The sequence below is a fragment of the Mesorhizobium sp. P160187 genome (assembly GCF_057766425.1).
Window position 1 is genome coordinate 655,491 of the sequence record NZ_JBYMDX010000005.1, and the last position, 25,882, is coordinate 681,372.

At 62.7% G+C, this 25,882-nt stretch carries 22 protein-coding genes and 1 pseudogene; 8 read left to right on the plus strand and 15 right to left on the minus strand.

Annotated features, from left to right (window positions below):
- Window positions 1-64: 64 nt before the first annotated feature.
- Window positions 65-2,185 carry a methylmalonyl-CoA mutase gene (scpA, locus tag AC3CCE_RS27820; RefSeq protein WP_352625962.1) on the minus strand — a complete coding sequence of 707 codons (2,121 nt, stop codon included), beginning with the start codon at window positions 2,183-2,185 and terminating at the stop codon, window positions 65-67.
- On the minus strand, window positions 2,182-3,624 hold the full coding sequence (locus AC3CCE_RS27825; protein WP_352625963.1) for a methylmalonyl-CoA mutase subunit beta: 1,443 nt from the start codon (window positions 3,622-3,624) through the stop codon (window positions 2,182-2,184). Before AC3CCE_RS27825 ends, scpA begins: the two co-directional genes overlap by 4 nt.
- Window positions 3,625-3,973: 349 nt before the next feature.
- Between AC3CCE_RS27825 and AC3CCE_RS27830 the strand changes: the two genes are divergently transcribed.
- Both AC3CCE_RS27830 and AC3CCE_RS27835 read left to right on the plus strand, forming a co-directional pair.
- The gene (locus tag AC3CCE_RS27830; RefSeq protein ID WP_023702217.1) at window positions 3,974-5,518 is read left to right on the plus strand and encodes a helicase HerA-like C-terminal domain-containing protein; all 1,545 of its coding nucleotides are present in this window, start codon (window positions 3,974-3,976) and stop codon (window positions 5,516-5,518) included.
- Window positions 5,519-5,588: 70 nt separating this feature from the next.
- Window positions 5,589-6,458, plus strand: a complete 870-nt coding sequence (locus AC3CCE_RS27835) for an aldose 1-epimerase (protein WP_023705454.1) — start codon at window positions 5,589-5,591, stop codon at window positions 6,456-6,458.
- 4 nt (window positions 6,459-6,462) lie between these two features.
- Here AC3CCE_RS27835 and AC3CCE_RS27840 read toward each other — a convergent pair whose 3' ends face one another.
- The 9 genes and pseudogenes from AC3CCE_RS27840 to AC3CCE_RS27880 form a co-directional block, all read right to left on the minus strand.
- A complete protein-coding gene (locus AC3CCE_RS27840) occupies window positions 6,463-6,939 on the minus strand; it encodes a DUF4189 domain-containing protein (protein ID WP_023687219.1) in 477 nt (158 codons plus the stop codon).
- A pseudogene (locus AC3CCE_RS27845) lies at window positions 6,936-7,630 on the minus strand (hypothetical protein). Before AC3CCE_RS27845 ends, AC3CCE_RS27840 begins: the two are co-directional and overlap by 4 nt.
- Window positions 7,631-7,643: 13 nt before the next feature.
- The gene (locus AC3CCE_RS27850; RefSeq protein WP_023670757.1) at window positions 7,644-8,219 is read right to left on the minus strand and encodes an invasion associated locus B family protein; all 576 of its coding nucleotides are present in this window, start codon (window positions 8,217-8,219) and stop codon (window positions 7,644-7,646) included.
- Window positions 8,220-8,228: 9 nt separating this feature from the next.
- Window positions 8,229-12,797 carry a YadA-like family protein gene (locus tag AC3CCE_RS27855; protein ID WP_352625964.1) on the minus strand — a complete coding sequence of 1,523 codons (4,569 nt, stop codon included), beginning with the start codon at window positions 12,795-12,797 and terminating at the stop codon, window positions 8,229-8,231.
- A 1-nt stretch (window position 12,798) separates the two neighbouring features.
- The gene (locus tag AC3CCE_RS27860; protein ID WP_352512379.1) at window positions 12,799-13,218 is read right to left on the minus strand and encodes a hypothetical protein; all 420 of its coding nucleotides are present in this window, start codon (window positions 13,216-13,218) and stop codon (window positions 12,799-12,801) included.
- A 233-nt stretch (window positions 13,219-13,451) separates the two neighbouring features.
- Window positions 13,452-14,387: a helix-turn-helix domain-containing protein gene (locus AC3CCE_RS27865; RefSeq protein ID WP_352512377.1), complete on the minus strand. Its 936-nt coding sequence runs from the start codon at window positions 14,385-14,387 to the stop codon at window positions 13,452-13,454.
- A gap of 763 nt (window positions 14,388-15,150) precedes the next feature.
- Window positions 15,151-15,351: a hypothetical protein gene (locus tag AC3CCE_RS27870; RefSeq protein WP_023684556.1), complete on the minus strand. Its 201-nt coding sequence runs from the start codon at window positions 15,349-15,351 to the stop codon at window positions 15,151-15,153.
- A gap of 283 nt (window positions 15,352-15,634) precedes the next feature.
- Window positions 15,635-16,444: a L,D-transpeptidase gene (locus AC3CCE_RS27875; RefSeq protein WP_023692792.1), complete on the minus strand. Its 810-nt coding sequence runs from the start codon at window positions 16,442-16,444 to the stop codon at window positions 15,635-15,637.
- Window positions 16,445-16,619: 175 nt separating this feature from the next.
- Entirely contained in the window at window positions 16,620-17,282 is a 663-nt protein-coding gene (locus tag AC3CCE_RS27880; RefSeq protein ID WP_352512376.1) for a haloacid dehalogenase type II, read from the minus strand.
- A gap of 168 nt (window positions 17,283-17,450) precedes the next feature.
- Between AC3CCE_RS27880 and AC3CCE_RS27885 the strand changes: the two genes are divergently transcribed.
- The 4 genes from AC3CCE_RS27885 to AC3CCE_RS27900 all read left to right on the plus strand — a co-directional run bounded on the left by AC3CCE_RS27885 (window position 17,451) and on the right by AC3CCE_RS27900 (window position 20,595).
- Entirely contained in the window at window positions 17,451-18,329 is an 879-nt protein-coding gene (locus AC3CCE_RS27885; RefSeq protein ID WP_023742668.1) for a branched-chain amino acid aminotransferase, read from the plus strand.
- A gap of 105 nt (window positions 18,330-18,434) precedes the next feature.
- The gene (locus tag AC3CCE_RS27890) at window positions 18,435-19,037 is read left to right on the plus strand and encodes a superoxide dismutase (RefSeq protein ID WP_023742667.1); all 603 of its coding nucleotides are present in this window, start codon (window positions 18,435-18,437) and stop codon (window positions 19,035-19,037) included.
- Between the two features lie 160 nt (window positions 19,038-19,197).
- Window positions 19,198-19,635, plus strand: a complete 438-nt coding sequence (locus AC3CCE_RS27895; protein ID WP_023684552.1) for a c-type cytochrome — start codon at window positions 19,198-19,200, stop codon at window positions 19,633-19,635.
- 9 nt (window positions 19,636-19,644) lie between these two features.
- Window positions 19,645-20,595: a cytochrome c gene (locus tag AC3CCE_RS27900; RefSeq protein ID WP_023754809.1), complete on the plus strand. Its 951-nt coding sequence runs from the start codon at window positions 19,645-19,647 to the stop codon at window positions 20,593-20,595.
- A 20-nt stretch (window positions 20,596-20,615) separates the two neighbouring features.
- On the opposite strand, the gene AC3CCE_RS27905 is transcribed toward AC3CCE_RS27900, so the two are convergent.
- The 3 genes from AC3CCE_RS27905 to AC3CCE_RS27915 all read right to left on the minus strand — a co-directional run bounded on the left by AC3CCE_RS27905 (window position 20,616) and on the right by AC3CCE_RS27915 (window position 23,945).
- Window positions 20,616-21,005: an SET domain-containing protein gene (locus AC3CCE_RS27905; RefSeq protein WP_023673684.1), complete on the minus strand. Its 390-nt coding sequence runs from the start codon at window positions 21,003-21,005 to the stop codon at window positions 20,616-20,618.
- A 145-nt stretch (window positions 21,006-21,150) separates the two neighbouring features.
- Window positions 21,151-21,777 carry a LysE family translocator gene (locus tag AC3CCE_RS27910; RefSeq protein ID WP_023692796.1) on the minus strand — a complete coding sequence of 209 codons (627 nt, stop codon included), beginning with the start codon at window positions 21,775-21,777 and terminating at the stop codon, window positions 21,151-21,153.
- Window positions 21,774-23,945 (minus strand): S9 family peptidase, encoded by a 2,172-nt coding sequence (locus tag AC3CCE_RS27915; RefSeq protein WP_023819207.1) that lies wholly within the window; start codon window positions 23,943-23,945, stop codon window positions 21,774-21,776. Before AC3CCE_RS27915 ends, AC3CCE_RS27910 begins: the two co-directional genes overlap by 4 nt.
- 114 nt (window positions 23,946-24,059) lie before the next feature.
- Here AC3CCE_RS27915 and AC3CCE_RS27920 point away from each other — a divergent pair, with 114 nt between their 5' ends.
- Entirely contained in the window at window positions 24,060-24,434 is a 375-nt protein-coding gene (locus AC3CCE_RS27920) for an SH3 domain-containing protein (protein WP_023702200.1), read from the plus strand.
- A gap of 412 nt (window positions 24,435-24,846) precedes the next feature.
- Window positions 24,847-25,272 carry a Ros/MucR family transcriptional regulator gene (locus tag AC3CCE_RS27925; RefSeq protein WP_023727649.1) on the plus strand — a complete coding sequence of 142 codons (426 nt, stop codon included), beginning with the start codon at window positions 24,847-24,849 and terminating at the stop codon, window positions 25,270-25,272.
- A 126-nt stretch (window positions 25,273-25,398) separates the two neighbouring features.
- Here AC3CCE_RS27925 and AC3CCE_RS27930 read toward each other — a convergent pair whose 3' ends face one another.
- Entirely contained in the window at window positions 25,399-25,827 is a 429-nt protein-coding gene (locus AC3CCE_RS27930; protein ID WP_023673679.1) for a SufE family protein, read from the minus strand.
- Window positions 25,828-25,882: the final 55 nt, after the last annotated feature.

Genomic DNA, 25,882 nt, shown 5'->3' on the forward strand with positions numbered 1-25,882 from the left:
AGCTATACCATAGGTTGCGCCCGATATTGTAACGCAACTTTGATAAGCAGTGCAACTGTTTCAATCAGCTCGCCAGCAGCCGGTCCAGCAACCGATCCGCAGCCTCCGGGATAACCGTCCCTGGCGGGAAGATTTCCGCGGCACCCGCTTCCAGCACTGCGCCGTGATCCTGCGGCGGGATGACGCCGCCGACGACGATCAGCATGTCGGGGTGGCCGAGTTTCTTCAGCGCATCGCGCAATTCGGGGATCAGTGTCAGGTGCCCCGCCGCCAGCGACGAGGCGCCGATGATATGGACGTCCTGCGCCACCGCCAGCCTGGCGATCTCGTCGGGTGTCTGGAACATCGCGCCGACCGTCACGTCGAAGCCGAGATCGGCGAAGGCCGTGGCGATCACCTTCTGGCCACGGTCGTGGCCGTCCTGTCCCATCTTTGCGACCAGGATGCGCGGCTTGCCGCCGGACTTCTTCTCGAAAGCTTCGAGCTTCTCCAGCAATCGGCCGACCGTCAGATTGTCGCCAAGCGCATTGCGATAAACGCCGGAGATCGTTTGCACCGAGGCGACGTGACGGCCAAAGACCTTTTCCAGCGCCAGCGAGATCTCGCCGACCGTGGCATTGGCGCGCGCGGCGCGGATGGCAAAATCCAGCAGGTTTCCGTTACCCTGCGCAGCGCGGGTCAGCGCATCGAGCGCGCTCTCGACCGCGCCGACATTGCGCGTGCCTTTGAGGTTCTGCAGCTTCGACAACTGTCGGGCCCTGACCTCGGCATTGTCGATCTTCAGCACGTCGACCTCGATGTTGTTCTCGGGGCGATGCGCGTTTACGCCAACCAGTATCTGCTCGCCGGAATCGATACGCGCCTGCGTGCGCGCCGCCGCTTCCTCGATGCGCAGTTTTGGAATGCCCTGTTCGGTTGCCGCCGCCATGCCGCCAAGCGCCTCGACCTCTTCGATGTGGGCGAGCGCACGCGCCGCCAGATCATGCGTCAGCCGTTCGATATAGGCCGAGCCGCCCCACGGATCGATGATGCGGGTGGTGCCGGATTCCTTCTGCAGGATCAGCTGCGTGTTGCGGGCGATGCGCGCGGAGTGGTCAGTCGGCAGCGCCATCGCCTCGTCGAACGAGTTGGTGTGCAGCGACTGGGTATGTCCCTGCGTCGCCGCCATCGCCTCGATCATGGTGCGGGTGATGTTGTTGTAGGGGTCCTGCGCCGTCAGCGACCAGCCGGAGGTCTGGCAATGGGTGCGCAGCGACAGCGAGCGTTCATCCTTCGGTGCAAAATTCTTCTGCATCAGGGTCGCCCACAACAGGCGCGCCGCGCGGAGCTTGGCGATCTCCATGAAGAAGTTCATGCCGACCGCCCAGAAGAAGGAAAGCCGCGGGGCGAAACGGTCGATGTCGAGCCCGGCGGCGACGCCGGCGCGGGCATATTCGATGCCGTCGGCGATGGTGTAGGCGAGCTCCAGGTCCGCGGTCGCGCCGGCCTCCTGCATGTGATAGCCGGAGATCGAGATCGAATTGAACTTCGGCATGTGCTGGGAGGTATAGGAGAAGATGTCAGACACGATCCGCATCGAGGGCTTCGGCGGATAGATGTAGGTGTTGCGGACCATGAACTCCTTCAGAATGTCGTTCTGAATGGTGCCGGCGAGATCCTTCTGAGCAACGCCCTGTTCTTCGGCCGCGACGATATAGAGCGCCATGATCGGCAGCACCGCGCCGTTCATGGTCATCGACACCGTCATCTCGCCCAGCGGAATGCCGTCGAACAATTGCCGCATGTCGAGGATGGAATCGATGGCCACGCCCGCCATGCCGACATCGCCGGCAACGCGCGGATGGTTGCTGTCATAGCCGCGATGGGTGGGCAGATCGAAAGCGACCGAAAGGCCCTTTTGGCCGGCGGCGAGATTGCGCCGGTAGAAGGCGTTGGATTCCTCGGCCGTCGAGAAGCCGGCATATTGCCGGATCGTCCACGGCTGCTGGACATACATGGTCGGGTAGGGACCGCGCACGAAGGGCGGCATTCCCGGATAGGTGTCGAGATGCGGCAGCCCCTTGAGATCGCCCTGGCTGTAGAGATGCTTGACGGCAATACCTTCCGGCGTCAGCCGCTGGCCCTTGACCTCGACCGGCGCGCGCCGTGGCGCCGACCAGCCAATGTGGCTGAAATCCGGGATCACTGTGCGGCTCCGATTGCCTGGTCGATGCGGACCGGAAACAGCGCCTCGCACACCGCCACGCCCTCTGTGAAAGGCGGCCGCCGCTCAGCCGCCAGCGTCTCGACCGGGGCATCGTTTTTCAGCGGGTAAAGCGTGGTGCCGATGATTGCCCGTTCACCCGACCGGTAGGCCTCGGCGCGGCGCTCGGATGCTGCCTTGACGCGCTTCTGGATATGCCCTTGCTGCAGGCTTGCCAGAACGCCGCCTTCCGCTTCGATCCGCTGGAACTCTTCCCACGCCGCTTCGCACAGGCCCAGGGTCAGCGCCTCGACTGCGCCCGACCCAAATGCTGGGTCGGCGACATGGTCGATATGGCTTTCATTGGCCATGATCAACTGCGCATTGCGGGCGATGCGGCGGGCAAAGCCGGCCGGCAGCCCGAGGGCGACGGTGTGTGGCAGGATGGAGATCGAGTCCGCGCCGCCTGCTGCCGCTGCAAAGCTGGCGATGGTGGTGCGCAGGATGTTGGTTTCGGGATCCGCCGCCGTCATCATGCGGAACGACGTCTCGGCATGGATGTTGGCTGTCGATGCCGGGATGGAACAGGTTTCCTGGATGCGCGCCCACAGCCTGCGCAAGGCCCGGACCTTGGCCATCGACAGGAACTGGTCCTGGTCGACGCTCAGCGCAAAGCCGATATGGGGAGCGGCATAGACAAGCGGCTGGCGCGCATCCTCGAACATCCTGAGGTATGACACGGCGGAAGCGAGCATGGTGCCGAGTTCCTGCGCTTCCGTGGCGCCGGCATTGTGGAACACCCGCCCGTCGGCCTCCAGCAGCACACCCGGCACGCCCAGCCAGAAGAAATGCGCCAGCGATTGCGGCATCGATGCCTGCAACGCCTCGATCGACATGCGCAGCCGGCCGGTTCCGGCAAAGATTGCCGCCGGGTCGATGCCGAAGGAGAGGTTCAGCTTTGCCGGGTCGGAGCGGCGCTTGCTCAGGAACGCCACCAGCCAGTCGGCGACGGCACGGCTCCAGGGATGGGCGTCGATGCGGATCTGCGTGCGGTTGAGCGGTACGCCATCCAGCACCGTTTCCAGCGCCTGCGCCGTCCTTGGCAGGCCATAGCCGAACGCATTCGGAGCACCCTCGAAGACAAGCGACAATCCCGTCGCGCCTTGTGCCACATCGTCCAGGGCCTGCGCCTTGGCGCGGCCGATATCGGGATCGTCAATGCGCTGGCTGACGATCCAGGGCAATTTGGGGTTGGCGCGCACAAGCGGCTCGGCGCCGGCGGCGCGATCGTAGAGCGGTTCGATGCGAATCTGATCGTCGGTATGCGAGACCAGTTTTTCCTCGAAGGAGGCGCCGGCGAGCGCCTTTTCGGCCAAGGCCAGCCAACGCTGGCGCTCGACGTCAGCGGGTTCGATGCTCCTGGTCAAGGCTCCGGCGCCCATCCATGTTCCTCGTTTTTATGCGGCCGCACCAGCGTCAGCCGTCCAGTCTACGGTTCCCTGCCAGATATCGCAATGCAATGCGCTTGCGCGGTTGGGATTCGCTTCCCTGACATAGGGCAGCCTGCGTGGACGAACCATGGAACGATTGCCAAACAGCGGCAAAATCCGCAAGTTCCAAAAACCGATTTGGAGGATTGGTTCAATTTAGACGATTGGCCCAATCTGGATGAATAGCCAACTGGATGGATAGCCCAATTGGAGAATAGCATTGTCGCTGCGCAATGGCCTGACTATACCCTGCGGCACGGCCACAGGCTTTTAACACATCAGTTTGCGGAGACATGGTCATATGGCTGACGACACCAGCATTTTCCTCGGCGCCAGCCGCAAGCCCGACGACAGCTATCAGCGCGCCGAACAGCTCTTGCTGCAATATGGGAACCGCCATGGCCTGATCACCGGCGCCACCGGCACCGGCAAGACAGTCAGCCTGCAGATCCTGGCCGAGGGGTTTTCCAATGCCGGCGTGCCTGTGTTCTGCGCCGATATCAAGGGCGACCTGTCCGGCATTGCCATGATGGGCAAGGCGCAGGATTTCCTGGTCAAGCGGGCCGAGCAGGTCAAGCTCGACCCTTACGACTTCCAGGAATTCCCGGTCATCTTCTGGGACCTGTTCGGCGAGCAGGGCCATCCGATCCGCGCCACCGTCTCGGAAATGGGGCCGCTGCTTCTGTCGCGGCTGATGAACCTCTCCGAAGCGCAGGAAGGCATCATGAACATCGCCTTCCGCATCGCCGATGAGGATGGCCTGCTGCTGCTCGACATGAAGGATCTGCAAGCACTGCTGGCCAACATCGCAGCGCGCGCCGACGAGATCAGCTCGCGCTACGGCAATGTCACCAAGCCGTCGGTCGGCGCAATCCAGCGCACGCTTCTGGTGCTGGAACAGCAGGGCGCGGCGCATTTCTTCGGCGAACCGGCTTTGCGCATCGCCGACATCATGCGCACCACCCGCGACGGCCGCGGCGCCATCAGCGTGCTCGCTGCCGACAGATTGATGATGAACCCCAGGCTCTACGCCACCTTCCTGCTCTGGCTGATGTCGGAGCTGTTCGAGGAATTGCCCGAGGTCGGCGATCCCGAAAGGCCGAAGCTGGTGTTCTTCTTCGACGAGGCGCATCTGCTTTTCGACGATGCGCCGAAGGTGCTGATCGACCGCGTCGAGCAGGTGGTTCGCTTGATCCGTTCGAAAGGCGTCGGTGTCTATTTCGTCACGCAGAACCCTTTGGACATCCCTGAAAAGGTTCTCGCCCAGCTCGGCAACCGTGTGCAGCACGCGCTGCGCGCCTATACGCCGCGTGAGCAGCAGGCGGTCAAGACCGCCGCCGACACCTTCCGGCCCAATCCCGATTTCGACTGCGCCACCGCCATCACCCAGCTCGGCACCGGCGAGGCGCTGGTCTCGACGCTGGAGGTCAAGGGCGTGCCGTCCATGGTGCAGCGGACATTGATCCGGCCGCCATCGTCTAGGCTTGGCCCGATCACAGCGGACGAGCGCCGCAAGCTGATCGACCAGAGCCCGGTCGCCGGCCAGTACGACCAGACCATCGACCGCGAATCGGCCTTCGAGATGCTGCAGAAGAAAGCCAGGGATGCGCAGGACGAGCAGGCGCAGCAGGCCGACAGCGGGCGCTCGCGCTGGACCATTCCGGGCTTCGGCAATGACGATCCGCCGCCGCAGCAATCAGGCGGTCGCCGCGCCCCTGCACCACGGCCGTCCAACCGCCAGACGGTGGCCGAAGCCGCGATCAAAGCGGTGGTGCGCTCGGTCGGCTCGTCGGTCGGCCGCGCGATCGTGCGCGGGATTCTGGGCAGCCTGTCCAGGGGGCGGTGAAAAGTGTCAGCCAGCCCGCCTCGGACATGATCAGCGGCCAAAATATCGCTATTGACGGCGGTTGGTAGGGATGGCCGGCCTCCTGGAACTGCGCGACGACCGCGCCCGTCTGGTCCTGGCGCCGCAAAAGGGCGCAGCGATCGCCCGCTTCGACGCACTGGTCTGCGGCGCAACGGTGCCGCTGCTCCGCCCCGACGATGGCACCGGCGCCTCCGGCTGCCAGCTTCTGGTTCCCTGGTCGAACCGCATCTCAGGCGGCGGTTTCGCCTTCGACGGCCGCTTCCATGCGATCGAGCCGAACGTGCCGGGGGAGGCCTTTCCAATCCATGGCGACGGCTTCCAGAGGGAGTGGCGGATTGCCAGCCACAGCGCCACCGAGGCAGAACTGGTCCTCGACGCCGGTGAAATCGGCCCCTACCGATATACGGCGCGGGTCGCCTATGCGCTGCATGACGGGGCCTTGGATGCCACGCTCACGGTGGAGAATCGCACCGGCATTCGCCTGCCTTACGGGCTCGGCTTTCATCCGTGGTTCCCGCGCAGCGCCGGAACGACGCTCGAGGCGAAGGCGGCGCGGGTCTGGCTGGAGGACAAGCATCATCTGCCGGTCGGCGTGGCGCCGGTGGCCGATTACCCCGCGTGGAATTTCTCGAACGCCTCCCTGTTGCCGCGAAGCTGGGTCAACAACGCCTTCGACGGCTGGGACCGCCGCGCCAGGATCACCCGGCCCGAGGACAGGATCGCCATCTCGCTCACCGCCTCGCCATTGCTCGACGTCTTCATCCTCTATTCGCCGTCGCAGGATGCCGATTTCTTCTGCTTCGAGCCGGTGTCGCATACCGTCGATGCGCATCACGGCAAAGGGCTGACCCCGCTTGAGCACGGCGCTACGCTGAGTGCAAACATGCGCCTCGATTGGCGTTCCGCTGCTTCGCTCTGATGCGTCATGTGCACACCCACTCGCGGATCTTGCATTTTTGTCCGTTCCGCTCGCACGCCTGCAGTGTCAGGTCTTCGGCATCCCGGCGTGTTTGCGCCGTCTCGGCGCCCCAACTGGTCAGCCGCCCTTCCGGCTTCTCGCCTACGGCGAGGGCGCCGCAATGCTTGTAGGGAAAGCCGGTATTGTCGTCATCGTCCCAATGGCGATGATTGCGGAATACGCTGACCACGGCGCAGCTGCCGCCGCCAGCGTTCTGGCAATGCTTCAGCGCGATGTCCATCGCCTCCTGCCGCTTGTCGGCGCCCCAAAAGAAGCCGTGCTTCTCGTCGGGGCTCGAATAGGCGATCGCCGCCCAGATGCCTCTCTCCTCCTGGGCCGGCGGCTCGGGCACGTCCGCCGCCGGGGCTAGGTCCGCCGCGCCCAGCCGCCCGGCGCAAAGCAACAGCATGCCGATCGCCGCAATGGCGGAATTCACCCTCATTGTACGCCTCCTTGTTTACCTGCTGCCGAGGCCACGGAAATGACGACGCAGCTGTTGCCGGTTGGCAGCAGCATCGCGTTGCCCCCTCCATTGGCCAGTTCATAGACGCTGATTTGTCCAAGATTGTTGGCGAGCTTGCTGTCTTTCGGAAGCAGGGCCGGAACATCGGCGCAATTGGCCGCGAATGGCGCCACCCTGACCATCGTACCTTCGCAAACGGATGCGGTGGGTGCCGCGAACACCAGACCTGCCGCCGGGCCGCTGTAGCCCTGTGTAGCGTAGTTCATGCCGACCAAGGCTTCCACGAGGTGTTTGTCGGGGGCCTCGTTGTTCCAGATCGACTGGACGCTGTACGTCGTGCCGGTCGTCAGCATCTGCCCAAGGGCTGGGAAAATGTTGGAACAAGACTGCAAGCCTGCCTCTTTGGCGTGTTGCAGAAATGGCGTCTCGGCCAGGGCCGGATTGGGCTGGTGGTCTCCGCGACCGCCGGCTGCGGCAGTAAATTGTGGAGCAGGTCGTAGCGCATGGCCGCGAAGCCGGCCGTGGCGACGACGGCAATGGCGAGCAACGAGAAGACAGCGGTCCTCGCGCGGTTTCGTTGCGGTCTGCTCCGGTCTTCGATGCCGACCCGGACAGCATCCTTTCCCTGGTTGCGGGACATTATCCGGTCATGGATCGATTGCTGGTTCATCGCGATTGCCTCGTCAATTGATCGCCGCAACGGCCGCGGCCAAGCCCTTGAGGGTCGCGGTTACGTTGATCGTCCTGCCATCCGTGGTCGGGAAGGAGATGACGGATGCCGCGGCCTTCGAAATCTGTTCGCGCATGATCGGACCAACCGGCAGCATGCCGACGCAGACGGCCTGATTGCATCCGTCGAGTTGAATTTTTATCGGCTCCTTGCGCCCCTCGAATGTCAGCGAGACAGGAGCGTCGCTCTTGGCGATCGGCGGGGCGCGCAAGATCATGTAGGGGTTGCCTTCCTTGGTGGCGGCAAGCGACCAGCTGAACGCAACCTGTCCTGCCTGGTCCTCGATGATCTGGGTGACATTGCAGACCTTTTGGCGCGCCTTCAGGTTCTCGTCGCAGATCAGCGTCCAGTTCTCGAACGGACGGGTGGTCCGTTGATATTCGCCAAGCTTCGCATCCGCAGGGATCGCTACGTCGGAAGGTTTTACCCTGTAGCCGGAAGGGATTGCTTCCTGCCCGGCCGCTAACGGGCCGGACAGGAGCATTGACGTCATGGATATCGCGACAGCAAGGACTGCCTGCCTGATCATGGCCGGGCTCTAGTTCAGCGTAAGGCTGACGCCCGCGCCGACACCCCAGTGTCCGCCTGCCGTCGTACCGGACAGGTTCGCTCGAACACGTCCTTCCTCGCTGGTGTAGCCGGCGCCGAAGGCCAGGGCGCCTTCACCGCGCCAATAGCCTCCGCCGGCGGCCACGCTCAGCTTGCCGGGACGATCGTCGTAGCGCAGCGAGCCGGCCGCCAAGCCGATTGCCGCAGCCTGGCGCGCCTCGCCCCTGACCTCTCCCATGTCCATGTTGAGCTGGCTGAGTTTGGAGTCCGCATACGCATTGGCTTGCTGCAGCGTGGTGGCCGCCACCTGGTTGGTGTAGTTCTTCGAATTGTCTAGGTTGAGTGCTAACCCGCTGTTGAACTGCTGAACATTGACCGCATCGGTGTTGGCAACGCCCGGCCCGACATTGTGGATGACCACCGGCGTGTTCGGGTCGCCGCCGGCAAGGGTAATCGAGTTGGACTTGTTGCCGTTCCCGTCCTTGTCGTACTGGACGGCGAACTGATTCAGGTCGCCGACGCTACCCTGCATGGCTTCGACCGCCTGGTTGGTGGCGAAGAGCTGGCTGCCGTTGATGGCGTCGGTGGAGGTGCCGCTGATCCGGCCCGCCGCGACATTGGTGACGGTGCGCTCGTTGCCGACGGTGCCGACGCTGACCGTGCTGGTCGGAGCTGTTCCGGCGAAGGTATAGGCAACGCCGTTGATCGTGGTGCCGGTGGTGGCGACCGCCGCCGCCGTCGTCGAGCCCGCGCCGAGCGCGACGCTGCCCGGCTCGTTGGCCTTTGCGCCGGCGCCGAGCGCCACCGCCTGCGCTCCGTTGGTGGTCGCGTTGGTGCCGAGGGCGATGCTGTCGGCCTGGTTGACCGTCGAATTCTGGCCGATCGCGATGCCTCCCGGCGCCGTCTGCTGCACGATGGCGCCGTTGCCGATGCCGATGCCATTGTCGCCATTGACGGTGGTGCGCGGACCGACCGCAACCGAATCGACGCCGACCGCGAGCGAATCCGCTGCCGTCGAATTGGCATGGAAGTACAGGCTCCCCGTCACCGCGAACGAGCTCAGCGCGCCCTTCAACTGGCGAAGCGTGACCGCGTCCTGGTCCTGCGTGCCGTCGGCCACGTTGATGATCTGGCGATAGGAGGTGGAGGTGCCGACCGAGACGGCGCCGAGCAGGCTCATGTCCGCGGTGTTGTAGGGAATGAGGCCGGTGCCGGAGAGGATCGACCCCGATACGGGCGCGACCGCCCGATCCGAAACCGAGCCGGCGCCAAGCGCCACGCCGCCGATGACGCTGGCCTGGGTGTCGCGGCCGAGCGCCAGCGCATTGTCGGCGCTCGCGGTCGCCTGGTAGCCCAGGGCGGAAGAGCCGATCCCTTGCGCGAAGGAGTCCGCGACGGCAAGCGTCCTGTCGTTGGTGCGCACATAGCGGATGCCGTCGCCATTGGCGTCGGTGTAGGCCAGCGAGGTGTCGCCGGCAATATTGCTGATCGAATTGCCGAGATTGGTGATGTCAGCAGTATTGGCGGCGATATCGGTGGTGTTCTGCGTCACCTGCTGGTTGGTCGCAAACAGCTGCGAGCCGTTGACCGCATCGGTCGAGGAGTTGCTCAACTGCCCGGCCGCGACGTTCTGGATCTGGCGTTCGGCGCCCACCGAGCCGACCGAGAATGCACCCGCGGGCGTCGCGCCGGCGAAGGTGTAGGCAACGCCGCCGATCGTGGTGCCGCCGACCGCCGTGGTCACGGTCGACACCGCATTCGCGCCGATCGCAACGTCGCCGGCATTGTTGGCCACGGCATTCGGGCCGACCGCAACGGAATCCGTCCCCAGGGCCTGGGAATCCGCCAGCGTCGAATTGGCATGGAAATACTTGATGCCGCCGCCGGTGCTGATGCTGTTGATTGTGTTGCCGAGATTGGTGATGTCGGCGGTGTTGGCGGCGATGTCGGTCGTATTCTGCGTCACCTGCTGGTTGGTGGCGAAGAGCTGCGAGCCGTTGATCGCGTCGGTCGACGAATTGCTGAGCCGGCCCGCCGCGACATTGGTGATGGTGCGTTCCGCGCCGACCGCGCCGACGCTGACGGTGCTTGCCGGCGTCGTGCCGGCGAAGTTGTAGGCGACGCCGCCGATCGTCGTGCCGGCGGTGCCGACCGCCGCGGCGGTTACCGAGCCGGAGCCGAGCGCCACGTCACCTGCGTTGCTGGCAGCAGAGCCGGCGCCCAGTGCGATCGCGTTCTGGGCGGCGGCATTCGCACCTACACCAACAGCGGTCGCCTGAACGCCGGTCGCAAACGCGTTCTGGCCGATCGCCGTGCTGGACGTGGCTGTGGCGTTGGCATTGGCGCCGACGGCGGTGCTGTATTGGCCCGAGGCCTTGGAGATGTACCCCATTGCCGTTGCGTCAAGCGCCGATGCGACGGCGCCGCTGCCGAAGGCCGAGGCGTTGGCGTCGGAGGCGCTCGAATTGGTGCCGGCCGCGATGGCGTTCGTCCCCGTCGCGGCGGAGACCGGTCCGATGGCGACGGAGTCCGTGCCCGTTGCAGACGAGTCCGCCGCCGTCGAATTGGCGTGGAAATACTTGATGCCGCCGCCGGTGCTGATGCTGTTGATCGTGTTGCCGAGATTGGTGATGTCGGCGGTGTTGGCGGCGATGGCCGTCGTGTTCTGCGTCACCTGCTGGTTGGTGGCGAAGAGCTGCGAGCCATTGATGGCGTCGGTCGACGAATTGCTGAGCCGGCCCGCCGCGACATTGGTGATTGTCCGCTCCGCGCCGAGCGCGCCGACGCTGACAGTGCTCGTCGGCGTCGTGCCGGCGAAGCTGTAGGCCGTGCCGCCGATCGTCGCGCCGCTGGTGCCGACCGCCGTCGCGGTCACCGAGCCCGAACCGAGCGCTACGTCGCCGGAGCTTGCCGTCGCCGTCGCGCCGTTGCCCAGCGCGACATTGCCGGCAAGGCCGGCTGCACCCGCCGTCGAGCCATTGCCCAGCGCCACGGAGCCTTGCCCGACGGCCTTGTTGTTGTTGCCGATGGCAACCGCGCCTGCGGCCTGGTTTGCGGCTGTGGCGGTTGCCGTGCCGTCGCTATTGGCGATGTTGTTGGCGCCGCCGGTGAAGGCGCCGGTGCCGCTGGCATAGCTGGGATCGCCGATGGAGACCGCGCCGTTGCCAAAGGCTGTGTTGCCGGCGCCGATGGCGACAGCCTGGCCGCCCGTCGCCGTTGCATTCGTGCCCACTGCAACAGCGTCGGCGGAATTGGCGACCGCCGCATTACCGATCGCCACGGCGTTGGTGGCGCTGGCCTTGGAGCCGATGCCGAGCGCGGTGCTGGCAATCCCGCTGGCGGCGGCGCTGACACCGGCGGCAAGAGAATTGTCTCCCGTCGCATTCGCGCCGGAACCGAACGAGGAGGCGTTTGCGCCGCTGGCAACGGCGGTGTTGCCAATAGCGGTGCTGGCGGAGCCACTCGCAACCGAGGTAGCGCCCATCGCGGTGGCGAAAGCGCCCGAAGACAGCGAATTGGTGCCGATGGCAATGCTGTTCGGCAGGGCAGTGTTGGCCTGAACGCCTGCCTGCGCGCCGACGCCGAATGCGATGGACTGGTTGCCCCAGGCACTGGCGGTGTTGCCCATCGCCGTTGCGCTCGTTCCGGTCGCTTTGGTCAGGACGCCTATGGCAACGGTGTTTTGCTGATTTGCCGTGACATCCGTACCAAGGGCGATGGCGCCCTGCGAGAGCGCGCCTGATCCCGCGAGGGTGCGCCCGCCAATGTTGATGGAGTTGATGCTGGTCGCGGTCGCCTGGAATCCAATGGCGACGGCATTCTGGTTGCTTGCGACAGCGCTGTTACCTTGGGCAATCGAATCCACGCCGGATGCCGTTGCCCCGAACCCGAGCGCGGTGGCGCGCAATCCGGTCGCCCGGGTAACAGGGCCGATCGCGGTCGAGTTGACTCCGTCGGCACGCGCATTATTGCCAAAAGCGGCCGCGCCTGTGGTTGCAACCGAATTGACGCCAATAGCGCTTGCTGCGTCCCCGTTGGCCTTGGCGTTCCCGCCCACGGCGAGGGCATTGACGCCGGTTGCGCCTGCGAAGACACCTATGCCTATGGAATTGAGGCCATTGACACCCATCGCATAGCCGATGGCGATCGTGCCGTCGCCCGTTGCACTGTTGGAACTGCCCAACGCCACGCTGTTATTGCCATTCGTCGCGGCGCCGTTACCGATGGCGACGGCGTTGCCGCCGGTCGCCGAACCGCCGCCAGCCTGATATTGTGCCTGGGCCGGTGTGGCGAGGCCGAGCGCGGCGATCGCGGCCAGGCCGCCGAGCACGCTGGCCGGGCTCACGCCACAGGCCAGAGCCGAACGCACGCTGGTGCCGCTTCCCAATGTTCCCAGACCCATATTCTTGCGACCGAATCCAAGAACCCGGTGAGCCATGCGCAGCACCGCCATCAGGCGGCGCCGCACCGAGCGGCTGTCGGCCGCGCCCGCGATCCAGTTTCCGACAAAGCTTGAAGAAAGTTCGATCCTTCTCCGCCCCTCGACGCGTTTGGTCATGCTAGTTTTTCCTCGCAATTGCCGAGGCGCCCTGATGTGCCGCACCATTCGCCTCGGTGGCCAAAAAATCTTCGAAATTGCGCGTCTTCTCCCGCAACGAGAGACCGACCTTCGCGCCTTGTTTTTCAATCAGCTGATAGGCGCTCGCGACCCATGGCTGCGTCGGTTCTGGAACCGCATGCAGTGCAGCCTCCGTCCGTTCCGGCGGCAGGTTTACCGCCACCAGCGCGCGGCAGAGATCGAAATGAAATCCCGGATCGCCTTCACCACAAGCCGGAGAGGTCAGTCCAAGCACGAAACAGGCCAGGAGATGGTCGAGTTCCGCAGCGCTGATCCGGCTGGCGTATTGGCGTTGCAGTGCAGCCCAGGCCGCTTCGGCCTTAGGCGCGAAGACCTCGATTTCCGCGAATTGAATGTCCATGGGACAATCCGACATGCTGTATCATCTGGTTGCTCCCCCGCCCCAAATGACTTCCATCGCGACCATGAGCACATTCGCGGTGCAGGTATTTTGGAATAATCCGGAATCTTTGTAGGAAAATCCGGTATTTGGTCCCTGCTCGACAACTGTGACTGCTCTGCCACACAACCTTCGACTATACTGAAGATCAATCGAGGTATCGCCGCGGACAATCATGCGCGCCGCAACAAGCGTTAACGTTGCAGCTTCACCTGCCTGGGGGTTCTGTTCCGGTATCTGGACATGGTGACTGTCAAGTGGCTCTGGTCCGAGAATCCACTGAGATGAGCGACTTCCGCAATCGACAGGTCGCTCTCGATGAGAAGTTTTTCGGCGAAATCGAGACGCAGCCGCAGCAGGTATTTGTGCGGCGGCTCGCCAAAGGTCTTGGTGAATGCCAGGATGAAATGGCTCGGCGAAAGGCCACAGAGTGCGGCCAGCTCGGCCACCGCGATCTTGCTGGAAAAATTTACCTCCAGGAATTCGCGCACCCGCCGGGCGCTGCGGTTCGACAGACCGCCCTTTGGGGCTTGTGGCAACTTTCGCGCTCCTGCGTAGTTCCGAAGCAAATGGACGCCGAACATGGTGACCAACGAATCCACATAGAACTCGTTTGGAGTTTCCCGATCCGTCAGTTCCGCCTTCAGCAACTGCGCGAGTTGCAGCGCTTGGAAGTCAACGGTCCCGAACGGCGGCGGTTGAAGCTCGGCATGGCCGGTGTCGAATTCACGCGTTGCCAGCTCGAAGAGACTCTCGGGGGTGAGCGCCACGATTACGCTCTCCGTAGTGGATGACCGGGTCACCTTGCCGCCGAGATCGGCTGGGACGATCATGATCATGCCGACGTCGCCGTCGTATTCGTGTACTTTGTCGCTGCCCAGCGATGCCGCAATCCCTGGTGAGGGTGTAAGCAGAACCGAAGCGAAATGTTCCGCCGCTTTGAATGTGTGTGATCCCGGCCCATGAACGACATGAGCCGCGCCGCCTCGAAACGTGACCAGGTAGCGCCCCGCGCTTTCCGGCATTCCGTCGAAGATGCGACGATCCGCGCGCCGCCGCTCTGTCCCGGCGCTTTCCTGGACGTTGCCTCTATGTTGCATCTTCGTCTCTGCCACTGCTGCGCCGATCAATCCAATCCTGTGCTGTATCGAGGCGCCCAGAATTGACGTTTGCTCCTGGGCGTTCCTTCGAATCCTACAGATGCTGCTTTATATTGCAAAGAAGAATTTGAGCTCAAATGAAAATTTTTACCAGGATTTTGACTATAAATTTACAGGTTTGAATTTTAGCCAAGGCTACCTGACTATTTTCGGATCTTATCTTACCATTTTTGCCTAGTTATTGTGCATAGTGTGCCGGCACAATCCAGAGTTGTATTCCGAATATAGATCGCGCGGCCATTGACAGAGCTGGTCGACTATCTGTGATTGCCACGGACGATCCAGCAGCAGTTATCGCCCGAACCATGGCTTCTTTCCCTTGTGCTTCTTCATGGCGGTGGCCAAATGGCCTTGATCCGAAAATCCCCGAGGTAAGCGACTTCGGCGATGGCGACCCTCCGGGAGCGATCCAGGGCTGCGGACAGAGCATATCCCGCTCCCCCGCATGGTTGCTCTTCTGGGATTGGCATTTTCGGGGATTGTGTCGAGGGCGTGCCGATCGACCCGATCGGCGCCTGCGCTGCGTTCCTGAACCTCGCCCGCATTTTTCACTCAGCCTTGCCTCAGCCCGGAAATCCGGACGGTAATTTGTATCCCCCATAGTCCTGCCCAAAGGCAGCGTAGCGCATCCCGCGGATAGAAAAAACATTGTAAGTGAAGAAAAAAGTTCGCGCGAGAAAAACATGGCCTGGCTTGGCCGGCGCTACCGAACTATCCGGCTCACGCAGGCCTGCTAAAGATCGCCTCGGCGTTTCTCGTACAGATCCCAGGACAGCTCGACCATGGCCAGAAGAACGTCTTCCTGGCTCCACCCGGCGGCAACCGCCGCCTCGACAATTCCGCGGACGAGCGGCAGCAATTGGCGCTCGCATTCGGCCGACAGGTTGGCCTCGGCGCCGTCGGCAGGCGGACTATCGAAATCAAATCCCACCATCGGCGTTCCCCCGCCATCAATGATAAATGTATGTCTCTGCAATCATACTCCCGTCTAATATACATCAATCGGAAACGAAACACAGCAGCGTCGAGATTGACAGGGCATGGCCGCCCCGATTGCAGCGGCTCCATGGTTTGTCTGGACGTCTTTTTTGGCCTCCTGTTGCCGGCATTGCATATCTTGGATGCGAACCCCAGGCATTCGCGTGAAGCTATCGGGATCCTGGCGAGCTTTGCCGCATGGAGCGGAACCTGCCGCTTCATGGCATCGATGAAGTCGATCAGGTCACCGGGCCGAGCAGGACCGAGCCATCCGGCACCCCGCCATCGATCGGGATGGCTCTGCGGTTTGCGCTCGCCGCCATCGGCTGGCCGATGTCGGACGTCACGATGACCGGGCTCTTCGACGGCACGCGGTCGTAGAGGTCGATGATGTCCTGATTTATCAGGCGCACGCAGCCTGACGAGACGGATTTGCCGATCGAGTTCCATTCCGGCGAGCCATGCAGGCGGTAGAGCGTGTCGACGTTGTCGTGGAACAGGTAGAGCGCGCGGGCGCCGAGCGGGTTCTTGAGGCCGCCGGGCATGCCGCCGTTCTTGGCGCTGTATTCTTCCAGTTCAGGCTGGCGGGCAACCATCTCATCGGGCGGCGTCCATTTCGGCCATTTCTGCTTCCACTGGACGACGGCGTCTCCCGACCATTCGAAGCCGGCGCGGCCGAGGCCGACGCCGTAACGGATCGCCTGGCCGCCTTCGCGCACCAGATACAGGAAATGGTTGGTCGTATCGACGATGATGGTGCCCGGCCGCTGGCCGGTCGGATCGGGAACGATCTGGCGCAGGAACTGCGGGTCCATCTTCTTGATCGGGATGGCCGGGAGCTCGAACCCGCTGTCGGAAATCGGGCCGTACATCGTCGCATAGTCGCCGAGCGGCGGCTCGTCATAGGTCGGCGGTGGCGGTTCGACCGGCGCCGGCGCCGGTCCGGTGGTGGTGCAGGCGGAGACCGCAATCGAAGCGGCGCCAAGGGCTGCAGCATTCAGAAAGCCGCGACGGCTCAGGCGATAGGGGTCGATTTCGGTCTTCAACATGGTTGCCTTTTTTAAGTCTCGAATCGCAAGAAAGCGTGAATGCCTTCAAGCGGCGCAGTGGTCGGCCTCCCCCAATGCCTGACGCGATAGGCGGTTCCGATTCTGGCCTGAGGGTGGACAAACAAAGGCGAAGCTGTGACCGCTCTGCCACTGTTGCTCGAAGGCAACAGAGGGATCAGCCGCCGGTCACCAGGCCTTCAAGCGACGGCAGGATCAGCGCCGGCGGGAAATCCCGGTATTCCTCGGGCTGGTTGGCGCGGTTGATCCATACGGTGCGAAAGCCGAATTTAGTGGCGCCGGCGACGTCCCAGCGGTTGGACGACTGGAACGAGACGGCGCCCGGATAGAGTCGCCAGCCCGTCGCCACCATGTCGTAGGTCGACGGGTCGGTCTTGAAGCGCCTGACGGCGTCGACCGAAAAGATATCGTCCAGCACCTGGTCGAGGGCGGCCGACTTGACCGCCGCTTCCAGCATCTCGGGCGAGCCGTTGGACAGGATTGCGAGCTTGGCGCCGGATGCTTTCAGCGCCTTGAGCACGGCCGGCACTTCCGGATAGCAGTCGAGCCGCCAATAGGCTTCGAGCAGCTTGGCCTTCAGTCCCTTGTCGGCGGAGGGAACCTTGAGCAGGGCGAAATCGAGCGCCTGTTCGGTGAGCTGCCAGAAATCGGCATAGCCGCCCATCAGCGTGCGCACCCAGGAATATTCCAGCTGCTTGGCGCGCCAGATTTCCGAAAGCAGCGGGCCGTCGGGGCCGATCTCGCCGTCATGACGGCGCACGGCTGCGTGCACGTCGAACAACGTGCCATAGGCGTCGAAAACGTAAGCCGCGTAATGCATGGCGACAGTTTTGAGGGCAGGCGGCGCAAGGTGCAAGCATCGATTGTAGTCTTGGTCGCTTTCTTGGGGCGCTCTGGCCTCAACAAAAACCGCTCCATGCCGGTTGACGGCGCCGGTCAAAGCATCTTCCAATGCTTGGCACAGGCAGCTTTGAAGCGGAACCGAACAATGACACTGGCGACTGCGGCGCTCTCGGCGACATGGACCTTCGTCGACGGCGACTGGTACGAAGGCAACGTTGCCATTCTGGGTCCGCGCAGCCACGCCATGTGGCTCGGCACCAGCGTCTTCGACGGCGCCCGCTGGTTCGAAGGCGTCGCCCCCGATCTCGAGCTGCATGCCGCTAGGGTGAACGCATCGGCGACCGCGCTCGGCCTCGCGCCGTCGATGAGCGCCGATGAGATTGTTGGACTGACCTGGGCCGGGCTGAAGAAGTTCGACGGCAAGACAGCGGTCTACATCAGGCCGATGTACTGGGCCGAGCATGGCGGCTACATGGGCGTGCCGGCCGATCCGGCCTCGACCCGTTTCTGCCTCTGCCTCTACGAATCGCCGATGATCTCGCCGACCGGCTTTTCGATCACCGTGTCGCCGTTCCGGCGGCCGACGATCGAGACCATGCCGACCAATGCCAAGGCCGGCTGCCTCTATCCCAACAATGGCCGCGCCATCCTCGAAGCGAAGGGACGCGGCTTCGACAATGCGCTGGTGCTGGACATGCTGGGCAATGTCGCCGAGACCGGAACCTCGAACATCTTCCTGGTCAAGGACAGCCACGTGTTGACGCCGGCGCCCAACGGCACCTTCCTGTCCGGCATCACCCGCTCGCGCACCATGACGCTGCTTGGCGATTACGGCTTCAAGACCACGGAGAAGATGCTGTCGGTGCGCGACTTTCTCGAAGCCGATGAGATCTTTTCGACCGGAAATCATTCCAAGGTCGTGCCGATCACCCGCATCGAGGACCGCGATCTGCAGCCCGGGCCGGTGGCCAAGAAAGCGCGCGACCTTTATTGGGAATGGGCGCATTCGACTTCCGCCGGTTGAGCCGCTAAAAGGCAATTGGCGCTTCATTCCGGAGTTGTTCCAGATCAATGCAGCCCTATCTTAATCCGGTATCCGCACCGGATTTTTCCATGAGGAGTATGACCGATGGCTTTTGAATTGCCCGCCTTGCCCTACGACTACGAGGCCTTGCAGCCTTACATGTCGAAGGAGACGCTGGAGTATCACCACGACAAGCACCACAAGGCTTATGTCGACAACGGCAACAAGCTGGCCGCCGAAGCGGGCCTTGGCGATCTGTCGGTCGAAGAGGTGGTCAAGCAGTCGTTCGGCAAGAATGCCGGCCTCTTCAACAACGCAGCCCAGCACTACAACCACATCCATTTCTGGAAGTGGATGAAGAAGGGCGGCGGCGGCAACAAGCTTCCGGGCGCCCTGCAGAAGGCTTTCGACGCCGACCTCGGCGGCTACGACAAGTTCAAGGCCGACTTCATCGCCGCCGGCACCACGCAGTTCGGTTCGGGCTGGGCCTGGGTCTCGGTCAAGGACGGCAAGCTGGCGATATCCAAGACGCCGAACGGCGAGAACCCGCTCGTCCAAGGCGCATCGCCGATCCTCGGCGTCGATGTCTGGGAACATTCCTATTACATCGACTACCGCAACGCGCGGCCGAAATATCTCGAGGCCTTCGTCGACAGCCTCATCAACTGGGACCATGTCCTTGAAATGTACGAAGAGGCGAAAGCCTGATCGACCCAGAGAAGCCCCGGTACTCCGGGGCTTTTCTTTCTCAGCTGAAGCAGCAGGCACACGGAAATTCGGCAGAATCCGGCCGGCGGACAGGGAATAATCCCGGCCCGCCCTCCGTTAACGTTAGGTCGCGACCCCTCATCATCCTGGAGCCAATTGAATGAGAAAGCTTGTTATCGCCATCTCTATGCTCAGCCTCGCCGCCTCGGCGGCTTTTGCCGACCCGATCCTCGACCGACAGGGACTGATGAAGGAACGCGGCAAGATTGTCGGCGGCCTGTCGAAGATCGCCAAGGGCGAAGCGGACTTCGATGCCGCCGCCGTGCTGACGGCGCTGCAGGCGCTGCAGGTCAACGCGGAAAAGTTCGATGTCGACACGCTGTTCCCGGCCGGCAGCGACAGCGGTGATACCACCGCCTCGCCCAAAATCTGGAAAGACATGGCGGGCTTCAAATCGACCGAAGACAAGTACCTCGCCGACGTCAAGGCCGCAGTCGCCGCCGCACCCGCCGATGTCGATGCGCTGAAGGCGCAGATCGATACGCTCGGCAGTGATTGCGGCACCTGCCACAAGACCTATCGGGTGAAGAAGAGCTGATCCCGGTCAATGCCCTTGTGGAAAAAATTTGTCGGCGCCGCCCTTGTCCTGGGTGTCGTCGGTGCCGGCGCCGGCTGGCTGTTGTCGGCGCCGGTCAAGCTCGACACTGACACCCTGGCGCAGCTCGGCCCCGGCGACGCCGCCAGGGGCAAGCGCATTTTCAATGCCGGCGGCTGCACCTCCTGTCACGCCAAGCCAGGCTCGCAGGGTGACGCCCGTTTGCAACTGGTCGGCGGCCTCGAGCTCAAGACGCCGTTCGGCACCTTCGTGCCGCCCAACATCTCGCAGGATCCCAAGGACGGCATCGGCGCCTGGACGGTCGAGGACCTTGCCAACGCCATGCTGAAGGGCGTGTCGCCGTCGGGCGAGCATTTCTATCCGGCCTTCCCCTACGCATCCTACGCCCGCATGAAGCCGGCTGATATTGCCGATCTCTATGCGTTCCTGAAGACGCTGCCGGCGGTCGCCGGCAAGGCGCCGGACAATTCCCTGAGTTTCCCCTTCAACATCCGCCGCGGCCTCGGCCTGTGGAAGCGGCTCTATCTCAGCAAGGAGCCGGTGATTGCCTTTGCCGATGGCACGCCTGATCCGGTACTCGCCGGCCGCTATCTGGTCGAGGGGCCTGGCCATTGCGGCGAATGCCACACGCCGCGCGACTTCACCGGCGCCACTAGGAAGAGCCAGTGGCTGGCTGGCGCGTCGGCAGCCGAAGGCAGCGGCGTCGTGCCGAACATCACATCGGGCGAGGGCGGGCTCGGTGACTGGTCGGAAGCCGACATCGCCAACTATCTCGAAACCGGTTTTACCCCCGATTTCGACTCGGTAGGCGGCGCCATGGTCGACGTGCAGCGCAACATGGCCGAACTGCCGCCGGGAGATCGCGCGGCGATAGCCGCCTATCTCAAGGCGGTGCCGCCGCATCCCAACGGCTACCCGGTGCGCAGCAAGCCGGCCAAGTGATCCCGGCTACAGGTGGCGATCTACAGGTGGCGATCGCCGAGGAAGTCGAAGCCCGTCTCGAAGAAATGGCTGTAATTGCAGGTCAGTTCCTCGCCGGGTGCGATGTCGCGCAAGGCATAGGTTTCCTCGGGCGAGGAGACATCGCAATTCGGTTCGTCGTCATGGTTCATGTAGCGGGCGTCGTCGGCTTCGAAGACGATGTAGTTCGGATCCCGGCGGTCTGGATAGGAATAACGGTCGAGATAGTTCTTCACCGGGCCGCTCTCGCCTTCATAGGTCTCGACGTCGATGATCCGGTCGAATCTGGGGTCGAGCTTCCAGACCAGCGTGCCCTTGGCAATGTGGTTCCTGGCGAAAACCCCGATGCCCTGGATCGGTGATTTCTCGAGATAGGTGTCGACGAGCAACATAGTGGCCCCTTTGCGTATGTCATGGTCTGGAAGGTGGCGCGCATGGGTAGCGCGCAGCCATTGCAAATGCGAGTGAAAATGAGCAGCCCGGAATTCAAAAAGTGACGACCGGCGCGCCTCGACGGGCGCGCTTTTCGCTTCGACATCAGCGCTGCTGCAAGGCCAGACGAACGCCTAACGCGCAGTAGATGCCGCCAACCACCTTGCCTTGCCATTTCACCACCGACGGATTGCGGCGCAGGAACGTGCCGAGCCGGCCCGCACTCACGGCAAAGACGACTGTGCTGAAAAGGCCGAGCAGAACAAAGATTATGCCCAGCGTCATCAGCTGGAGCATCACCGATCCGTTTTCAGGCCGCACGAACTGGGGCAGGAAGGCGAGGAAGAAAAGCGCCGTCTTTGGATTAAGCACTTCGGTCAGGACAGCTTGACGAAACGCCTTGCTGGCGGAGATCGCGAGTGCGCCGGCAGTAGGGTCGGCCGGTATTCTCTCGATGATTGCGCGGATGCCGAGGTAAACGAGATACGCCGCGCCGATGTATTTTACGACGCTGAACAGCGTTGCCGAAGTGGCGATGATCGCCGAAATGCCGACCATCGCCATGATGGTATGGAACACATCGCCAGCCGCGACGCCCGCGCCCGTCGCGACGCCAACCCTGGTTCCGGAACTCGTCGCTCGCGCGACCGTCAAAAGCGTGGCTGGGCCTGGAATAAACACAAAGCCAAGCACAACCGCTATGTAAGCCGTCAAGGTGGATAGATCGATCATTGCGACGCCTCCGTTGCATTCTCAGCCTTGCCCGTCACCTCAGGTTCGGGCTTGCCCGTAACCTCGGGTTCGGCCTTGCCAGTCACCTTGAGCGCAAAGGAATAGGTGTAGGCGATCTCCTCCAGCCTGGAGAACCGGCCCGACGCGCCGGCATGGCCGGAATCCATGTTGATCTTGAACAGCACCGGATTGTCGCCGCTCTTGCGCTCGCGCAGCCGCGCCACCCATTTGGCCGGCTCCCAATAGGTGACGCGCGGATCGGTGAGGCCGGCCAGCGCCAGGATCGGCGGGTAGTCGTGATCGGCAACATTGTCATAGGGCGAGTAGGCGGCGATGGTATTGTAATCTTCCGCCGACCCGATCGGGTTGCCCCATTCCGGCCACTCCGGCGGCGTCAGCGGCAAGCTTGCGTCGAGCATCGTGGTCAGCACGTCGACAAAGGGAACCTCGGCAACGATGGCGCCGAAATTTTGCGGCGCCATGTTGGCGATCGCACCCATCAGCATGCCGCCGGCCGAGCCGCCTTGCGCGACGATGCGGTCGTGATGGGTGTAACGCTCGGCGACGAGATGCTGCGCGACGGCGATGAAATCGGTGAACGTGTTCATCTTGTGCGCCCGTTTGCCGTCGTCATACCAGCCATAGCCCTTGTCCTTGCCGCCGCGGACATGGGCGATGGCAAAGACAAAGCCACGGTCGACCAGCGAGAACCAGTTGGTGTTGAACGCCGCCGGAATGGCAATGCCGTAAGAGCCGTAGCCGTAAAGCAGGCACGGTGCGGAGCCATCGAGCGGCGTGTCGCGGTGGTGCAGCAGCGAGACCGGCACCAGTTCGCCATCGGCGGCCGGCGCCATCAACCGGCGCGTGACATAATGATCCGGATTGTGACCGGACGGCACTTCCTGGGTCTTCAGCAGCACACGCTCGCGGCTGCGCATATTGTAGTCGAAGACCTGCGCCGGGGTCGTCATCGACGAATAGGTGAAGCGCATGATCTCGGTGTCGTATTCATAGGACCCCGACAGGCCGAGCGAGAACGCCTCTTCGTCGAACGAGATCAGATGCTCCTCGCCGCTGCGGCGATCGCGAACGACGATGCGCGGCAGCCCTTCCTTGCGCTCGAGCCTGACCATATGATCCCTGAAGCCGACCACCGACAGGATCAGCCGGCCTGGCTCGTGCGCCACCAGCTCTTCCCAATTGGCGCGAACCGGGTCATTAGCCGGCGCCGTCATGATCTTGAAGTCCTTGGCGCCGTCGGCATTGGTGAGGACGAAGAAGATGTCGCCGCCTTCTTCCAGATCATATTGCAGGCCAGTCTCGCGCTTTGCCACCAGCTTTGGCTCGGCGAAAGGCTCATCGGCGCGCATCAGGTGATATTCCGAGGTTTCGTGATCGTTGATCCCGATCATGATCCATTCGTTGGAGCGCGTGCCGCCGACATCCATGAAGAAGCCGGGATCGGTTTCCTCATAAATCAGCCGGTCATTAAGGGGGCTGCCGCCGAGCGCGTGGAACAGCACCTTGGACGGGCGATGATTGTCGTCGAGCCTTGTGTAGAAGAAGCCGTCATCGGCGGCATTCCAGACGCCGCCACCACTGGTGGCCTCGATCTGGTCGCTCAGTTCCTTGCCGCTGGTGAGATCGCGCACGCGAAGTGTGAAGAATTCAGAGCCCTTGTCGTCGAACGCCCACAACAGCTTGCGGTGATCGGCCGAATGGTCGACGCCGCCGAGGCGGAAATAGGGCTTGCCCTCGGCTTCCGCGTCGCCATCGAGCAGGATCTGCTCATCGCCGCCATCGCGCGGCATGCGGAAATAGCGGGGCTGTTCGCCGCCAAGCTTGAAGGATGAGCCGTAAGCATAGGGGCCATCCTTCATCGGCACCGTCGAATCATCTTCCTTGATGCGCCCCTTCATCTCGCCGAACAGCTGCTTCCGAAGCTCTAGCGTATCGGCCATAAGCACTGCTTGATAGGCGTTTTCGGCTTCGAGATGGGCGCGGATGCGGCCCTCAAGCAGGGAAGGGTCCCTGAACATCGCCTGCCAGTTCTCGGCCCTCAGCCAGGCATAGTCATCTGTGCGGGTAATGCCGTGGTGCGTGTCGAAGACGGGGTGTTTCTCGGGGCTCGGCGGGCTGGCGGTCGGAAAAGCTGAGGTCTTGGTCATTGCGTCTCACTGAAGAAATTACTTGAATGGCAAATGAACACGCCGATCAGCGCGGGTTCAAGGGCCGGGATGTATTGGTTGCGGCGGGCTCGGGAGATGAGCCAAAAGGAGAGGATGATGAATTTCCATATCAACACCGCTGCGGCTCTCGCCGTCGTCGCTTCGACCGTTCTGGCTTTCACCGGCCAGTCTCATGCAACCGCGTTCGCCGCTTGGCAAGTGGCTGGCGTGCCGTTCGGCGACACGCTCAACGTTCGCAAATATCCGTCCGGCACCTCGCAGAAGCAGGCCGCCTATCCCAACGGGACGATCCTGCAGATGACCGGCAAGTGCACCGGCGGCTTGAATCTTCTGGAGATCGCCGGCCAGCCGCACTGGAAACAGAAACAGGCAATTCGCTATCAATGGTGTCAAGTTTGGCACGACCCGGCGCAAAATGGTGGTTTTGTTAGTGGCTGGGTCTATGGAAAATACCTCACGCCGTATTGAATCCGGTCAGACCGAAGATCTTCTTCGGCGTGTTTCGCCAACGCTTTGCAACTTGCGGTTTGGTACGAATCCGACAATCAGCCGCCCAAACCTCGAAGCATAGACCAAGCATCGCTGCCCACTTTATGAGTCCTTGCTGATTTAGCGGTGGTGTGACCTTACGTCATGCTAGTCCTGGTCCGACCAGAAAATATCGCGAAGTTACAGAGTGCACGAAAGATTGAAGCTGAAGAGCGACTATTCGATGAATATCGTTGAATATAGCGCAAGATGCGAATTGACTTACTTTGTCTGTGGGCTCATTAAGATGCCCGGACGCGAATCCATGAAGCTCTTCCCGCGTGAAATTCGCGCCATGCCCGATCTTCCAAAAAGGGCGCAAACAGAAACATCCTTCGTTGGGGCCTAAACCATGGATATCGTCGAAACACCTTCCAGAAATAGCGATGCGCTGATCGAGCTGACCGCCGATGTGGTGGCAGCCTATGTCAGCAACAATCCCGTGCCGGTCGGCGAATTGCCGAACCTTATCGCTGATGTCCATGCCGCTCTCGGGCGCGTGGGCGGAGCAAGCGAACAGCCTCTGGCCGACAAGCAGAAGCCTGCGGTAAACCCGAAGCGCTCTGTTCATGACGATTACATCGTCTGCCTTGAAGATGGCAAGAAGTTCAAGTCGCTGAAGCGCCACCTGATGACCCATTACGGTCTGACGCCCGATGAATACCGCGAGAAGTGGAATCTCGACGCCAGCTATCCGATGGTTGCCCCCAACTATGCCGCTGCCCGTTCGCAGCTGGCCAAGAAGATGGGCCTCGGCCGCAAGCGCAAGGGGCGGTAACACCGGCTCCAATGGACAAGATCAACGGCGCCCCTTACGGCGCCGTTTTTGTTCCTAGAACAATTCCAGGAAAACTGCCGAGCGCTTTCCCTTGGAATTGCGTCGAAAGAAGAGAAGATAGAGCAATCAAGCAGTCTGCTTGAGAGCCATCTCGGCGTCCCGCTTGACGCGCTTGACCATCGAGCGCAGGCCATTGGCCCGCTGCGGCGACAGATGTTCGTCGAGGCCAAGCGACCTCAGCGTCGCCTCGGCGTCCGTTTCAAGGATCTGGCTGGCAGTCCGTCCCGAAAACAGCGCGAGCATGATGGCGACCAGACCGCGCACGATATGAGCGTCTGAATCGCCTGTGAAGGTGATGACCGGATCGGCGCCCGGCGCTCGGCTCGTGGTCAGCCAGACCTGGCTGACGCAGCCCGGCACCTTGTTGGCGGCGTTGCGTTCGGCGTCGGGAAATGGCGGCAGCGCTTCGCCGAGCTCGATGACATAGCGATAGCGGTCTTCCCACTCGTCGAGCAGGGAGAAGTCGTCGCGGATCGTCTGGATCGTCGTGGCCATTGCTCGGGATATAGTCATCCGCGGCTGCGGCGTCACGGAAAAAGAAGAAAAGCAC

Bases quoted from the DNA above. Each gene is read 5' to 3' on its own strand.
- AC3CCE_RS27825 (WP_352625963.1), bottom strand. From the start codon at position 3,624: ATGGGCGCCGGAGCCTTGACCAGGAGCATCGAACCCGCTGACGTCGAG.
- AC3CCE_RS27830 (WP_023702217.1), top strand. From the start codon at position 3,974: ATGGCTGACGACACCAGCATTTTCCTCGGCGCCAGCCGCAAGCCCGAC.
- AC3CCE_RS27835 (WP_023705454.1), top strand. From the start codon at position 5,589: ATGGCCGGCCTCCTGGAACTGCGCGACGACCGCGCCCGTCTGGTCCTG.
- AC3CCE_RS27840 (WP_023687219.1), bottom strand. From the start codon at position 6,939: ATGAGGGTGAATTCCGCCATTGCGGCGATCGGCATGCTGTTGCTTTGC.
- AC3CCE_RS27850 (WP_023670757.1), bottom strand. From the start codon at position 8,219: ATGATCAGGCAGGCAGTCCTTGCTGTCGCGATATCCATGACGTCAATG.
- AC3CCE_RS27855 (WP_352625964.1), bottom strand. From the start codon at position 12,797: ATGACCAAACGCGTCGAGGGGCGGAGAAGGATCGAACTTTCTTCAAGC.
- AC3CCE_RS27860 (WP_352512379.1), bottom strand. From the start codon at position 13,218: ATGGACATTCAATTCGCGGAAATCGAGGTCTTCGCGCCTAAGGCCGAA.
- AC3CCE_RS27870 (WP_023684556.1), bottom strand. From the start codon at position 15,351: ATGGTGGGATTTGATTTCGATAGTCCGCCTGCCGACGGCGCCGAGGCC.
- AC3CCE_RS27875 (WP_023692792.1), bottom strand. From the start codon at position 16,444: ATGTTGAAGACCGAAATCGACCCCTATCGCCTGAGCCGTCGCGGCTTT.
- AC3CCE_RS27880 (WP_352512376.1), bottom strand. From the start codon at position 17,282: ATGCATTACGCGGCTTACGTTTTCGACGCCTATGGCACGTTGTTCGAC.
- AC3CCE_RS27885 (WP_023742668.1), top strand. From the start codon at position 17,451: ATGACACTGGCGACTGCGGCGCTCTCGGCGACATGGACCTTCGTCGAC.
- AC3CCE_RS27890 (WP_023742667.1), top strand. From the start codon at position 18,435: ATGGCTTTTGAATTGCCCGCCTTGCCCTACGACTACGAGGCCTTGCAG.
- AC3CCE_RS27895 (WP_023684552.1), top strand. From the start codon at position 19,198: ATGAGAAAGCTTGTTATCGCCATCTCTATGCTCAGCCTCGCCGCCTCG.
- AC3CCE_RS27900 (WP_023754809.1), top strand. From the start codon at position 19,645: ATGCCCTTGTGGAAAAAATTTGTCGGCGCCGCCCTTGTCCTGGGTGTC.
- AC3CCE_RS27905 (WP_023673684.1), bottom strand. From the start codon at position 21,005: ATGTTGCTCGTCGACACCTATCTCGAGAAATCACCGATCCAGGGCATC.
- AC3CCE_RS27910 (WP_023692796.1), bottom strand. From the start codon at position 21,777: ATGATCGATCTATCCACCTTGACGGCTTACATAGCGGTTGTGCTTGGC.
- AC3CCE_RS27915 (WP_023819207.1), bottom strand. From the start codon at position 23,945: ATGACCAAGACCTCAGCTTTTCCGACCGCCAGCCCGCCGAGCCCCGAG.
- AC3CCE_RS27920 (WP_023702200.1), top strand. From the start codon at position 24,060: ATGATGAATTTCCATATCAACACCGCTGCGGCTCTCGCCGTCGTCGCT.
- AC3CCE_RS27925 (WP_023727649.1), top strand. From the start codon at position 24,847: ATGGATATCGTCGAAACACCTTCCAGAAATAGCGATGCGCTGATCGAG.
- AC3CCE_RS27930 (WP_023673679.1), bottom strand. From the start codon at position 25,827: ATGGCCACGACGATCCAGACGATCCGCGACGACTTCTCCCTGCTCGAC.